The organism is Nostoc sp. JL23 (assembly GCF_017115065.1).
GTDB lineage: Bacteria > Cyanobacteriota > Cyanobacteriia > Cyanobacteriales > Nostocaceae > Nostoc > Nostoc punctiforme_A.
The window spans coordinates 56,732-70,347 of sequence record NZ_JABXKN010000143.1; the positions used below are offsets into that span (position 1 = coordinate 56,732).

Here is a 13,616-nt window from a genome sequence, read left to right on the forward strand (position 1 = left end):
TGAGTTCAGTAACTCTTAACTCCTAACTCAAAACTTTTTTAGACTTCTGGGAATAGAACTTGTCTAATCTTGTCTTCATCCCCAGGTGCGACGGTGACTATCGCTCGCTTATATTGGGGTTTATAACCAATAAATTTACCAACGCGCCGCTTTTTACGCGGTGGTAGGATGGTGTTGACTTTTACAACCTTGACCTGAAACAAGTCTTCGATCGCAGCCTTGATTTCTGGCTTAGATGCCTTGGGAATTACTTCAAAGGTGTACTTGTTTTGCTCCATCAAGATGGTCGCTTTTTCGGTGACGATTGGGCGACGTACTAAGTCAGCAAGGTCGCGGGGGTCAAAGCTAGGCACTGTAGACCTCCTGAATTTTTTCTAGGGCTGATGCCGTAACTACAATTTTGTCAGCGTGCAGTAAATCAAAAACATTTAGCTGGTCGGCTGCAATTAGTTTTAAATTTTCAATGTTGCGGGCTGATAAATAAACGTTATCTGTATCCGCAATTTCAGACAAAATTAACAGTGCCTTGCTTTCTGGTACTATTCCCCAACGGGCAAGCGCTGCCACTAAGTCTTTAGTTTTGGGGCGAGATAGCTCGGTGCTAAATTCTTCTACTACGATCAAGTCGTCAATACGACCGACAAATGCTGTCCGCAGTGCTAAACGTCGCTCTTTGCGGTTCAACTTCAGGTCGAAGTCTCTAGGCTTTGGCCCAAAGATCACACCACCACCACGCCACAATGGTGAACGAATAGACCCTGCACGAGCGCGACCAGTACCTTTTTGCCGCCAAGGTTTACGACCGCCACCTCTGACTTCAGCACGAGTTTTTGTGCTGGCATTTCCTTGACGAGCATTGGTCAATTGCCGTACTAAGGCGCGGTGCACAATATGAGACGCTGTTCCTTCTTTGGCTACACGCAATTCAAAGGTCGTCTCACCGACCTGTTCTCCTTGCCAATTTTTAACTACGCTTTCAACCATCTTTGTTATCTGTCCTTTGTCCTTTGTCATTTGTCATTTGTCTTTTGTCCTTAGCCAATGACTACTGACTACTGACTAATGACTTTTGACTATCCCACTATTTTTGCAGGCACAACACTTACTAGAGCGCCTGGTTTACCAGGAATAGCTCCTTTAATTAGCAATAAGTTGCGTTCTGGATCAACTCGCACTATGGTCAGTTTGCGGATTGTAATACGTTTTCCACCTAAACGGCCTGCCATCCGCTTACCTGGATAGACACGACCTGGTGTTGTACCAGCACCAATAGAACCGGGTGCTCTGTGGTTTTTGGAACCGTGTGACATTGGCCCGCGACCAAAGTTGTTGCGCTTTTGGTTTCCCGCAAAGCCGCGACCGATGCTTGTACCAACGACATCGACAATTTGACCAGCACTAAAAATATCTGCTTTAATCTCTTGACCTAAAGCATAATCACTAGAGCTATCTGTGTGATATTCATTTAAGTGACGCAATGCTGGGGCAGATGATTTAGCCAAATGACCCAGTAGTGGTCTGTTTAGTGCCTTGGGTTTTACTTCGCCATAACCAACTTGAATGGCAAAGTAACCGTCGGTTTCTTTCGTTTTAACTTGTGTAACGGTGCATGGCCCTGCTTGAATGACAGTTACAGGAATAGATACTCCTGCTTCGTCAAATATTTGAGTCATGCCCAGCTTGGTGCCGAGAATACCTACAGACACAGTAACTGGTTCTCCTTTCTACTTGCTGACCTTGGAATTGGACTTTAGAGGACACGCTTTGTACGCATCAATTTAGGCTGGGTTAGCCTGCGAAATTTGGAATGGTTTCAATAAACCGCTCCAAATGCTTTCGGACACAACAAACCGTGTCCTTACTGCTTGGTGAATCTGTTTAGCTTCACTCATTAGATCACCAGAACAGCCACAAGTCTCTTCCCGTTGGGAAGGAGTAACTTCTGGAATCAATGCAAGGCGCTACAGCTTTAAGCTGTGTGCAGCAATGCTTTCGTCCAAGCAATTGCTCTGGCACTTTCTGGAGGCAGCGCTGTCGGCGGGTTTTCCGATTTGTACACGCCCGAAGGGCGGCTTCCCGGAGATTGGCTACTGCCGTGTTGCAGTTGGACTTAAGCGGTTGTTACCGCCCAGTATCCGTTAACTGAGACTGACGTAATGCCATGAAACCAACATTGCTGCTCAGTCTTTACTTCCTTAAACACCTTAAACTATTGTTTAAGCTTTTGCCTGCTTTTTGTGAGGCACAGGAGTAAACGTACCTTGGAGCTTAGGATTAACTTTAGTTATTCTTCCATAAGCTCTAATGTTGACCTGAAAGCTTTCTTAGTTTACCAGTCTACGATCGCTCTGAGTTAGATTATCCAATTTGGATCGAGTCATCAGTTTTTGATGCTAACACTACTTCAGAATGACAGTAAAAAGTCAACCTAATTTGCGTTTTTGGTCACAATCTAATAATATAAATTATTTATTTATGTTTGTCCAGTAATTTATAGAGCTATTTTTAGGGAGTGGGGAATAAGCAAGGGAGCAGGGAATAGGGTACAGGTGACAGGGTATAGATTATCACCTATCACCTGTCACCTCTCCCCTAATCCCAATGCCCCATACCCAAAAAAATGCTTTTAATCTATCAGTTCAGGGTAAATAATAGAGATATCTAAGTGGGATAAGACGAAAATCTATGGCACTAATTACCACTGGCAACGGTTTAATCCGCGATCTGGAAAAGTTTGGCGCTCTTGGAGTGTATGTACCTTTGGAAGGGGGTTATGAAGGTCGATATCAGCGCCGACTACGGGCAGCTGGCTATACTACCCTCCACATTACTGCTAAAGGACTGGGTGATGTAGCTGCGTATCTCACAAGAGTTCATGGAGTCAGACCTCCTCATCTTGGTAAAAAAAGTACTGGTAGTGGTGCAGCAGTAGGTCATGTGTACTATTTACCGCCAATTCTCAATTCTCATCTAGAACAGCTACCACCAAAATCAAAGGGGCTGGTCTTGTGGATTATTGAAGGGCATATTCTTTCTAATGAGGAACTTGAGTATTTAACGAATTTGCCTCAGCTAGAACCACGAGTAAAAGTAGTTATTGAGAGGGGTGGCGATCGCTCTTTCCGTTGGACTTCTCTAGAAAAAACTCTGTTAGCTAGTTAGTCCTTTGTCATTAGTCATTAGTCATTAGTCATTTGCTCATAACTAATGACTAATGACTCAGTTCTATCAGCATTTCAATAATGCTGAAGCGAAAACCACAAGATGCAAATAACCGCCGTGAAGCCTCGTTAGCAATTGCTGTATCTAGACGAATTTGCTTGACGCCCATCTGATGAAAGCGCTCAACACTCAGCATCACTATCTGCCGCGCAATCCCCTTTTTGCGATATTCTGGCTCAACCCAGATATCATGAATAAAAGCAAATTCCTGTAGCCGATAAATTGGTATTTCTCGCTCAATTGTTGCTACAAGAAATCCTGCAATTTGCCCTTCGTTTTCGGATACTAGAAATATACTACGATCGCTATTTGCCAAACGCGTCAACCATTGCTCATAACGCTGTTCTGGATGCGGGAGAAAACCATACTTAGCAGAATCCCAAGACTCATGCAAAGCACAAATTTTAGCAACCATTGGTAAAACTGCGGGTACGTCAGTGATTGTGGCGGGACGGATCAGCATAAGCTTTCAAGCAGAAAAAGCACATACAAGAAAGAATGCCTTGCAGTGAGGTATTAGTTTTTATTCACTTACTCGTTGATGGCACAGACCAAGCTGAAAATAAAATAGAAAATTCAGATTTCAAGTTGCTCCGAAAGGATGTGATTGAGAGATTTAAGAAGATTATAGACCAGACATCAGCTAGTTAACGATGCAACGCCGCTTTACTTTAAAGCGAATTAAGAAACCTCACCCTGGTTCTGCTACGCAAAACCTGTCCCTCTCCTTACTAAGGAGAGGGATGTCCGTCAGGACAGGGTGAGGTTTTTGTTTTGGGTAATTCGATAAACTGTGTACACTGTTTTTGCGTTAATCCCGATCGGGGATTTAAATGAATTTTTTCGTAAATCCACGCAATCGGGTTAACACTGGCTTTGCCCAATTTCCACCAAGCAAATCGTGCAGCAGAATATAAAAACAAGGGATGATAAATAGTGTCAGCATTGTTGCGATCGCCATCCCAAAGAAAACTACAATCCCTAAAGGCTGCAAAAACTCAGAACCTTCGCCGATGCCCAATGCCAAAGGAAACAGTCCCAAGATAGTGGTGACTGTGGTCATGATAATTGGGCGCAAGCGTTGAGGAGCAGCTTTCATGATGGCAATTTGGCGACTACAACCTTCTTCATCCCGAATTTGGTTTGCTAGTTCCACCATGAGAATCCCTGCATTCACCACAATTCCCACCAGCAGTACGACACCAACAATTACAGTTGCGCCAATTGCAGTTTGGGTAATGTAAAGTCCAAAAATTCCTCCAGCTAACGCTAGTGGTACGGTGAACATAATTACCAATGGGTCAATCAGCGAATTGTATTGCACCGCCATGACTACAAAGATTAAGAACGTCGCCAACGCTCCCAAAGTCTTTAAAGCATCCTGAAGTTGCTGATTAGTTTCTTGGGCAGAACTAGGCACAATGGAAACGCCATCAGGTAAGTCTACATCCTGGAGTACTTCGTTTACTTCTGCGATCGCTTCACCAAGACTTGCTCCCTCGCTGAGATTTCCTGCGACAATAAAAGCTTGGCGCTGATTAATCCGTTGCACCTCACCAGGCGCTTGACCTTCTTGAATGTTCGCCACATCTGAAAGGCGGATTAGTTGATTGTTTTCTGTAAATAGCGGTAATTGCTCTAGCTGAGAAGGACGCTGAATTGCTTCTTTATTTAGCTGCACCCGCACATCAACTAAACGATTACCGCGTTGAATTTGCGTGGGAACTGAACCTTCAATTGCTGTTTGAACTGTTGCACCAATTTGCCCGGCGCTCAACCCTAATGCCGAAACCCTTTCCCAGTCGGGGCGAATTTGGATTTCGGGTTGTCGAGGGTCGGCATCTGGCCGGAATGTCGCTAATTTTGCCCTTTCTTGTAATGCTTGCAGCACTTGTGCGCCTGCTTGGGTTAAGTTTTCTTCATTCTCACCTTGCAGAATCACGTCAACTTCTGACCCTTGCACTGGAGAATTACTCAAAATTAAACCCCGCACCTGACCAGGATTGAGGCGCAGCAGAATTCCTGCTAAGTTGAGTTTGTTAAATTCCTGAGTTACTTTTTTGACGAAGGCTTCGACATCTGTGCCTGGTTTAAGATTGATGGTGCTACTGGCACGTAAAGGATTTTCTGTAGTACTGCTGCCAAATAAATTACCACCCACAGTTGTGAAAGCAGACTCTGTTTCTGGTTGTTTTAGCAAAATGTCATCGACAATTTGCATAACTTTTTCAGAAGTTGCTAAAGGTGTACCGGGCGGAAACTGCGCTCTCAAGTTAGCTTGACCGGTACTGATGCGGGGTAAAATTTCTTGGGGAATTTGACCAAACATGAAGAAGCTACTGCCGCCTAAAATTACCAAAGCAGCAGTTACTACGAGGAGCCGATAGCGTAAAACCTTGGTTAAGAAGTTTCCGTATCCCCGCGTCGCATCTTCAAATCGGTGATTAAACTGTCTAAGCAGCCAAAATTCACTAATCCGACTAGACCAGCGAATTCCCAAGAGTCGAGAAGACAGCATCGGTACTATTGTGATGGCAACGACAAGGGATGCTGCGACTGCGAAGCTAATTGTCAGAATCAGTTCATTAAATAGCAGTGCAATAAAGCCGCCAATTAAGAGAAATGGCACTACAGAAACTAAGTTGGCACCTGTAGCAGCAATTAAAGCAGATTCTACTTCTTGGGAAGCTGCGATCGCACTATCAATAAAGAATTTGGAATTTCTTCCCTTCCCCTCTGCTCCTCTGCTCCCCTGCTCCCCTGCCTCCATCTCTCTCTGATTGGGAGTCATCCCTGTTTTTTCGGAAATGTTCTCCAAGATTACAACCGATGTATCAATTGCTTGACCGACTCCTAATGTCAAGCCTGCCAAACTAAAAACATTCAAGGTTAAACCAAATATTCTCATTAAAGCGATCGCTGCCAGAGTACACAGCGGAATCGTCAAACTGATAATAAATGTTTGCCTGAACGATCCCAAAAATAACAACACTGCTGCTGCTGCTAACAATGCCCCGGAAATCCCAGAAAAGATGACATCATTTAAAGAATTGCGGATGAAGACAGATTCATCTGTGGTGGGACTCAAAGTCATGTCTGCTGGAATTAAACCCGATTGCCGTAATTGTTCAATTCGCCGCTTGACAGCATCTACAACTGTGATTGTGTTGGCTTCAGGCTGCTTTTGAATTGAAAATTTCACCGCAGGCTGACGGTTGAGGTAAACAAATACTCGTTGTTCTTCTGTATCGTCAATTACCTCTGCAAAGTCTCGCAAGTAGACGCGGCGGGAAGGTGTAGGTGTAGTCGTGGGAGTGGTAGTAGTATTACTGCTATTAGTGGTATTAGCACTAGCAGGAGAAGAAGAGGAAACTTCCAAAGAAAGGTTTTCAATTTCCTTGGCATTTTGGAAACGTCCGACAGTCCGAGTTAATGGCTCGGAATTTTGCCCCAGAATCCGACCACCAGAAGTATCTTGGTTACGGGCTGTTAATTCATTTAAGACATCATTTAACCCGACACCCAAAGCTTGCAATCGGTTTAAGTCAACAAGTACCCGTACTTCTTCCTCTGCACCACCAGATACATCAACAGAAGCGACTCCCGGCACTACACTGAGTTCACGGTTTAACTCTTCATCAGCAAATACGCGTAAATCTTTACCTGGCAAGGAAGCAGATGTCAGCGCCAATTCATAAACTGGCAATTGGGAAGGATCGACTTTAAATAAGCGCGGCTCCTCTATCGTATCTGGCAGTTGTCCTCGGCCTCGGTTAAAAGCAGCAGTAGCATCATTTAGGGCTTGGTCAATATCGCCCCCTGGTTGGAAGTATAAATCGAGGCTGACTTGTCCCTCACGGGTGCGGGAAAAAACCTGTACTACATTCTCGGTTGCTGCTAAAGCTTCTTCTAAAGGTCTGGTGATTTCATCTACTGCTACTTCTGGGGAAATACCAGGGGCTTCTAGCCGAACCCCAATTCGGGGATAGGTAATTGATGGTAGAAGATCGACTTGGATCGTGGTGAGAAAAAATATCCCAATGACAATTACTGCCACGGTGAGCATGAGTGTGCCAATGTGTTGGCGGATAGCGATCGCACTAAGGCTAAATCCGCCATTGCCATTATTATTTGCTTGTTTCATGATACTAAGTGATAAGTGCTAAGTGCTGACTACTGAGTACTTTTTTCTTTGGTATGGTAATTATTGCTTTTCTGAAAGAATTGAAAGACTTACAGTGTCACCTTCTTTTAACGGCTTACCACTCCGAACAACGTAGCGCTCTCCTGCTTGCAAACCGGATAAAATTTCCACTCTGCCATCAGCCCTTTTTCCTAAAGTAACTGCACGTGTCGCTACTTTCGTTTTGCCTTCTGTGTCTTTCACCACAAATAGCGTCCCCGATGGGTTTTCTGGCTCTTTTTCTGCTCCCTTTGCTGCCCCTACTTGTTTTTGAATCGCTGTTTGCGGCACTACTACGCGCTGTTGAGTCTGGGTTTGAAAATTGACTCGCGCCAGCAATCCACTGCCAATTTTCCCTTGAGTGTTAGGAATCACTACTTCTACAGGTATCAAGCGAGCTGTGGCATCGGCAGCTGGGGAAATGCGCGTAACTCTGCCAATTAATGCTTCTTTGGGGAAGGCATCTAAGCGGACTTGTACAGATTGCCCAACTTGAATTTGTGCCAGTTCTAATTCGGAAACTTGGACGACAACTTTGACACGGTTAAAGTCGCCAATTTTCAAAACTTCGCTACCTGCTTGCAGCAGGTTGCCTGGTTCTGTCACCTTTTCTGTGACTATACCAGTGATGGGGGATGTCAATCGAGCATAAGAGCTGCGCTCTTTGGTTTGGGCAACCAATGCCTGTTGAGCAAGTACTCTACCTTGGGCGGCGGCGACGGCTTGCTGTTCTGTACGAACTTGTTCTTGCGCTGCCCGCAATGCTTGGGCAGCTGTTTTTGCCTGGGTACGTGCTTGCTGGGCAGTTTGTTCAGCGATCGCTCCAGCTTTGAATAGATTTTGTTGCCGTTCTGAGTCTGCCTGAGCTTGTACTACTTCTAGGCGCGCTCGTTCAAAGTCTGCACGGGCATTGCTTACTTGATTGGTTGCCCTAGCTACTTCTGATTTGAGGGCTGCTAGTTCTGCTTCTGCTTGCTTTAATTCTGTCGAAAGTATGGCATCGTCCAATCGCCCGACGTTTTGCCCAAGCTTTACTGCATCGCCTACATCTAGATTCAAGGCCAACAACCGGGCTTCTACTTGCGATCGCACTGATACAATCCGAAAGGGTGTTGTATTACCTGTGTATTCTGGTTGTGTTTGCAGCGTATCAGTTCGAGCGATCGCCGCATCTACAGCCGTTGCACCACCACGTTGTCCACTACCAGGACTCTGAGATTGTGCATCAGCTGGTTCTTCCTTGGGTAGCGCTCCACAATTCGCTATCAGCAGTCCTATGCCCAGCAAACAAGGAATCAATAATATGGATGGAAAAGGGGAAGACACCTTTGTGTCAACGCTACTCTTTGTATCTGCAACAGCCACATCAGTCTTAACAACTGGGGTATTAATTACCTGGTTAGCGGCTGCCAAAGGTGAGATTTTCGCCTGCTCGTGCGGCTTATTTCTGTCCAAAATCATTTATTTTTCTCGTATTTGGGGAGCTTTTTGGGTTAAACAGCCGTGCATTACCAAGTAATTTTGAGACATTATAAATAGTGAAAAGCGGCGAGAGTCAATTGGTTATCTTCTTGCAGAATTTTGTATTAAAAATTACTTTCTATTCAAAAAATTTTCTCACCACTTTAACTCATTACATTGAGTTAGCAGCTTTTTAGCTTCCAATGCAATTCTTAACCCAGTATAAATATTTTTAAATTTCTTGCAATCTGCCCTTAGTAGAAGACTTGCGTGTACTGAAGATACGGGACTTTCACACCCCTACTTCTAAAATGGGCAGTATTAAGTAGTTATACTTATGGCTAAAATAAACAAATTTAATATAGCAAAATACTTAGTAATTTTTACGCTCAATCAAATATATTAAGAATAGTAAACATAAGTTGCTTTTTATAAAGCTGTATATATGGTCAAGCGTAGGCGTAGCCCGTCGTAGACATCGCATAAACAGCAAAAAAGAGGGCGATATATATTTAGGCCAGGAAAGTAGCAAGTGACATCATTATTAAAAATTGCCCAAACAGCTGATGAAGCCCAGATTTCCGAATTTTTCCAGGAATCGGTAGGTAAGTGGCGATCTCAACGGCGCTACTACACCCTACCCAAGGGAGAAACCAAGGAGATGGAGAGTATAGTTACAATCAATTTTCTCCAGCAGGGCTGTGATGAATTGCAAAACTTAGCTCAGATGCACGATTTGCCTGATACAGGTAGTTTGATCTGTGGTGCAGCAGTTATATGGGAAAGTATGGATGTGCTGAAGGCAAAGAAAGAGTCGCAAGGTTCAACAATATTTGGAGCTTTAGGAAATATCTTGTATCGCGATCGCGGTTTTGCCATATCCAAACCAGTCACCGCTCAGTATTATTTCTCTAACCCTAAAACAATGTGTTTGCGAACTGAGTACAACGGTTCGGTCTTTGAAGAAGAGTTAAAGCTAATTGGTAGCAAATACCGCACTAGACAAACCATTATCTCCCGTGCTGGTGAGCAGTTGATGATTGGTCAATATTTAGAAAAGAGAGTCGATTAATTGATCTCGTGGGTGCGGTTCACTAGAGCCTCACCCGTTTTTAGACCAGCCAGCATCTAGCTATTAACCACTTATATAACTTTTTATAACAGTTTTTCAAACTTTTACCCAGAAATTTGCTTCCATATGTCATCATGGGAAGTGAAATGAGAATTAATTCGGCGACAGTGTTTGTTTTTAGTATTGACAGGCTTTTTCCTTTTGGTATTACAGACTTCTCTCCGAAATCTAAATCTCTACAAACTTATGATTTTGGAGACATTTGATGTCAATTTACGTTGGTAACCTCTCCTATGATGTTACACAAGATGCGCTAAGTGCAGTATTTGCAGAATATGGTGCTGTAAAGCGTGTTCAACTACCCACTGACCGTGAAACAGGTCGTTTACGCGGCTTTGCTTTCGTGGAAATGAGTTCAGAAGATGAAGAAGCAAAAGCCATTGAAGCTCTTGATGGTGCTGAATGGCTTGGTCGCGACCTCAAGGTAAATAAAGCCAAGCCCAAAGAAGACAGAAGTGGTGGTTCCTTTGGGAACCGTGGTGGTGGTGGCGGCTACAACCGCAGCAACAACCGCTACTAAGCTTAATTGAATTTAGTAAAAGGCTCAGGCAGAAATGCTTGAGCCTTTTTTATGCAAAACTTTGACTCTAAATAATCTCAAGCAATTACTTATCATACCGTACTGATGATTCTCTAACCAGAGTGCCTTGATGAAAGATCATTTTCCATCGATCATTGTTCAATTTCCAGATGGAACTTCGCAGTGAATGAGCAGGCTGTTCGCCAGATATATTACTAAAACAACCCCTGTTGCTAAAACTAACGTTTTGAATTCTGTTATCGATCTTTGAGTCAGGGGTTCGATGGATTCATTCTGCAAGCTTTTGAGAATTTGCTGTTTATCGAAAACACGCCCCGCCTCATAGACGACGAACCTTTGGCAACTTGACGCCTGAACATTAACAGGTAGCCTGGAAACCACTGTCTCCTCAATCTTAAAAAATATCCGAGTAATGCATAGGAGCAAGTTGAGAGAGGGAAACATTGAAAAACCTCCCTGCTGACTTTGAGGAAAGGTTACGAAAGTTAAATAGACTTTTTATGCCGGATACTATGACCATCTGAATCGCCTTGCCAGCAAGCATTCAAAAGCATAAACAGTATTATTACGCAAATAAAATTAGATTATATATATGTAAAAATACATACTGGCTTCATGTATTTTGACCGTTGTTTCACTGTGTCTTTACCCAAACATTGAGTACTGAAACTTATATTTGAGAAGTCTAGAAACACTCATACATCGTTGAACGTGAAAAACATTAGCAAACTAGCTGTAGTAACTTTTGGATCTGTGGCTCTGTCCTTGGGTATTGTCGGAAATGCACAAGAAGCTCACGCTTCGGGTCTAATTAACGGTGGTTTTGAGCAGACTTTAGTCCCTAGTAACCAGACATGGGCATCGATAGATGAGTCTCTTATTCCTGGGTGGGAGACTACAGCTACAGATAATAAAATTGAAATTCAAACTCCTAGACTGTTTCATGCTGGAGCATTAGGCACAGATCAATATGCTGAACTCAATGCTAATCAGGTATCTAGCTTATATCAAGATGTAGATACTACAGCTGGTTCAACTATGTTTTGGCGATTTTTCCATGAAGGTCGTGAAGGTGTAGATACGATGCGTTTATCTATTATCGACCTTACTACTAACAATACTCTCTTCAGCCAACTATATAGCACTGATAACACAGGTTGGGTAGAATATCAGGGCAAAACTGTTGCCACTAGTGGTAAAATACGCTGGCAGTTTGACTCAGTATCTGCTGCTGGTGGTAATCCCTCAATAGGAAACTTTTTGGATGAAGTTTACTTTGCAGAAAAACCACCAGAAGGTTTTCAAACAGTTCCTGAACCTGCTTCTGTACTTGGTCTTTTAGCAATGGGTGCATTCGGTATGGTTTCCATCCGGAAGCGTAAACAGTTAAATATTGGGAATTAACGACGGTTTGTAACAAGGTTTTTGGGTTCTACTGGCTTTCTTTATGCTCATTCATCCAAGTGAAAGGTCTACAAAAAGTTCCTTTTATAGCACTTGAACAATATTTGACATAAAGGGAGCGGTAGAACCATTTTTTTTAGTTTTATAATATAAAATTTTAATTTTGATTTTTAGGCGAGCGCGCTATCATGAACAAGTTAAAAAAAAACCGCTGATTGGTAGGGATTCCAGCGGGGTTAAATAATACAGTTTTTTTCAGAGAAACCAACACTAAACTTAATTACAGAGCTACTAGAAACTTTTACGACTAATAGTAACTATTTATAAGTGTTTATGAGCTAGTTTTTTAGCATGATGTCTGTGATGTTTAATGTGATGAACTTTAGCAGATTTTACGCTAGTATGATGGATAGTTTTAGCTTGAGCTTGAGATGCAAAAGCGGTTACAGGTGCAGCAAAAATTAGAGCCAAAAGTAAAGCTTTAGCGAACTTATTCACTTAAAAATCCTTATGAGGTAATCAACAATTTAACTATCCAATAGGCGTATGTCATAAGTTTGTAATTGATATGAATCTTTCATGTCTATTTTTACATTCGTCAATTCTAGTATTTACGTGTGCTTACGTAGAATACTAAGAAAAACAATACTTACTGGCATTTCACCCTTAAATGTAACATTTTGGACATCATCCAAATAACTGTAATTTGGCTATGATACCTGGCCTGGGTTAATTTTGATTAGGGAATGCTGAGAGCCATCAATTCTTCTGCTATGTCAAAGTTAGCTGTGACATTTTGCACGTCATCCAAGCCTTCTAAAGTATCAATTAACTTGAATAGCGATCGCGCCTGATCGGGATCGGTAACTTCTACACTATTACTAGGAATCCAGCGCAATTCGGCATCAGTTACCTTAAAGCCTTGATTTTTGAGTGTCTGACTAAGGGTTTCTAAATTTCCAATATCAGTAAATACCTCAGCTATCTTATCTTCAGTCATCTCATAAGACTGGGCACCACCTTCGAGGGATGCTTCTAAAAGCTGTTCTTCGTCAACTACACCCTCCACTACACAAACACCTTTTTGTTCAAACATCCAGCTAACGCAACCTACTTCGCCAAGATTGCCACCATTTTTACTAAAAGCTACACGCAAGTCAGCAGCAGTGCGATTACGATTATCTGTGAGGGCTTCGATTAAAATCGCTACACCACCAGGGCCATAACCTTCGTAGCGAATCGCTTCAAAAGTAGCATTGTCGCCGCCAGAAGTGCCTGCACCTTTAGCGATCGCTCGTTCAATATTATCATTGGGAATGCTCGCAGCCTTTGCCTTGTCAACTGCTGTACGAAGTTGAAAATTCAGCGCCGGATCTGGCACGCCGCTTCTAGCCGCAACGATAATTGCCCTGGATAACTGAGTGAAAGTTTTTCCCCTTTTTGCATCTACTACCGCTTTTTGGCGCTTAATATTTGCCCATTTACTATGTCCTGCCATAATTTGAGATGATCGTAACTCTATTTAAGATTAGGATATACCTAGCTTTTACTCCGATGCAAATGTGCATTTGGTAAAAGTTCGCCAACAGAATCACTCAAAGCAACCCAGCAGCACTGAGATTTGATTTTCAAGTGAGATGGGGAATGGTGTAGTTCAATTACTTACCACATCC

General features: G+C 42.9%; 12 protein-coding genes. 4 read left to right on the plus strand and 8 right to left on the minus strand.

Translation table 11 applies throughout. The features are described from left to right. Nucleotides 1-38 precede the first annotated feature (38 nt). The 3 genes from HWQ42_RS30425 to rplC form a co-directional block, all read right to left on the minus strand. A complete protein-coding gene (locus HWQ42_RS30425) occupies nucleotides 39-353 on the minus strand; it encodes a 50S ribosomal protein L23 (protein WP_094349089.1) in 315 nt (104 codons plus the stop codon). Then, nucleotides 346-984 (minus strand): 50S ribosomal protein L4, encoded by a 639-nt coding sequence (rplD, locus tag HWQ42_RS30430; protein ID WP_094349088.1) that lies wholly within the window; start codon nucleotides 982-984, stop codon nucleotides 346-348. The genes HWQ42_RS30425 and rplD overlap by 8 nt, the downstream gene beginning before the upstream one ends. An 89-nt stretch (nucleotides 985-1,073) precedes the next feature. Then, nucleotides 1,074-1,706 carry a 50S ribosomal protein L3 gene (rplC, locus tag HWQ42_RS30435; protein ID WP_289799260.1) on the minus strand — a complete coding sequence of 211 codons (633 nt, stop codon included), beginning with the start codon at nucleotides 1,704-1,706 and terminating at the stop codon, nucleotides 1,074-1,076. A 979-nt stretch (nucleotides 1,707-2,685) separates the two neighbouring features. Between rplC and HWQ42_RS30440 the strand changes: the two genes are divergently transcribed. Next, entirely contained in the window at nucleotides 2,686-3,162 is a 477-nt protein-coding gene (locus HWQ42_RS30440; RefSeq protein WP_292729105.1) for an NAD(P)H-quinone oxidoreductase subunit N, read from the plus strand. Between the two features lie 49 nt (nucleotides 3,163-3,211). Here HWQ42_RS30440 and HWQ42_RS30445 read toward each other — a convergent pair whose 3' ends face one another. The 3 genes from HWQ42_RS30445 to HWQ42_RS30455 all read right to left on the minus strand — a co-directional run bounded on the left by HWQ42_RS30445 (nucleotide 3,212) and on the right by HWQ42_RS30455 (nucleotide 8,866). Then, nucleotides 3,212-3,685, minus strand: coding sequence for a GNAT family N-acetyltransferase (locus tag HWQ42_RS30445; protein ID WP_292818582.1), 474 nt, complete (start codon nucleotides 3,683-3,685; stop codon nucleotides 3,212-3,214). A gap of 366 nt (nucleotides 3,686-4,051) precedes the next feature. Next, nucleotides 4,052-7,366: an efflux RND transporter permease subunit gene (locus HWQ42_RS30450; protein WP_292818585.1), complete on the minus strand. Its 3,315-nt coding sequence runs from the start codon at nucleotides 7,364-7,366 to the stop codon at nucleotides 4,052-4,054. Between the two features lie 60 nt (nucleotides 7,367-7,426). Next, the gene (locus tag HWQ42_RS30455) at nucleotides 7,427-8,866 is read right to left on the minus strand and encodes an efflux RND transporter periplasmic adaptor subunit (protein ID WP_292818588.1); all 1,440 of its coding nucleotides are present in this window, start codon (nucleotides 8,864-8,866) and stop codon (nucleotides 7,427-7,429) included. Nucleotides 8,867-9,398: 532 nt separating this feature from the next. Here HWQ42_RS30455 and HWQ42_RS30460 point away from each other — a divergent pair. The 3 genes from HWQ42_RS30460 to HWQ42_RS30470 all read left to right on the plus strand — a co-directional run bounded on the left by HWQ42_RS30460 (nucleotide 9,399) and on the right by HWQ42_RS30470 (nucleotide 11,943). Continuing rightward, a complete protein-coding gene (locus tag HWQ42_RS30460) occupies nucleotides 9,399-9,938 on the plus strand; it encodes a phycobiliprotein lyase (RefSeq protein WP_292818591.1) in 540 nt (179 codons plus the stop codon). A 265-nt stretch (nucleotides 9,939-10,203) separates the two neighbouring features. Further along, nucleotides 10,204-10,518 (plus strand): RNA-binding protein, encoded by a 315-nt coding sequence (locus tag HWQ42_RS30465; RefSeq protein ID WP_194041514.1) that lies wholly within the window; start codon nucleotides 10,204-10,206, stop codon nucleotides 10,516-10,518. A gap of 732 nt (nucleotides 10,519-11,250) precedes the next feature. After that, nucleotides 11,251-11,943 carry a PEP-CTERM sorting domain-containing protein gene (locus HWQ42_RS30470; RefSeq protein ID WP_292818595.1) on the plus strand — a complete coding sequence of 231 codons (693 nt, stop codon included), beginning with the start codon at nucleotides 11,251-11,253 and terminating at the stop codon, nucleotides 11,941-11,943. 321 nt (nucleotides 11,944-12,264) lie between these two features. Here the strand turns inward: HWQ42_RS30470 and HWQ42_RS30475 are convergent, their stop codons facing one another. Both HWQ42_RS30475 and HWQ42_RS30480 read right to left on the minus strand, forming a co-directional pair. Further along, nucleotides 12,265-12,441 carry a hypothetical protein gene (locus tag HWQ42_RS30475; RefSeq protein ID WP_292818599.1) on the minus strand — a complete coding sequence of 59 codons (177 nt, stop codon included), beginning with the start codon at nucleotides 12,439-12,441 and terminating at the stop codon, nucleotides 12,265-12,267. A 241-nt stretch (nucleotides 12,442-12,682) separates the two neighbouring features. After that, nucleotides 12,683-13,441: a YebC/PmpR family DNA-binding transcriptional regulator gene (locus HWQ42_RS30480; protein WP_292818601.1), complete on the minus strand. Its 759-nt coding sequence runs from the start codon at nucleotides 13,439-13,441 to the stop codon at nucleotides 12,683-12,685. Between the last annotated feature and the right edge of the window lie 175 nt (nucleotides 13,442-13,616).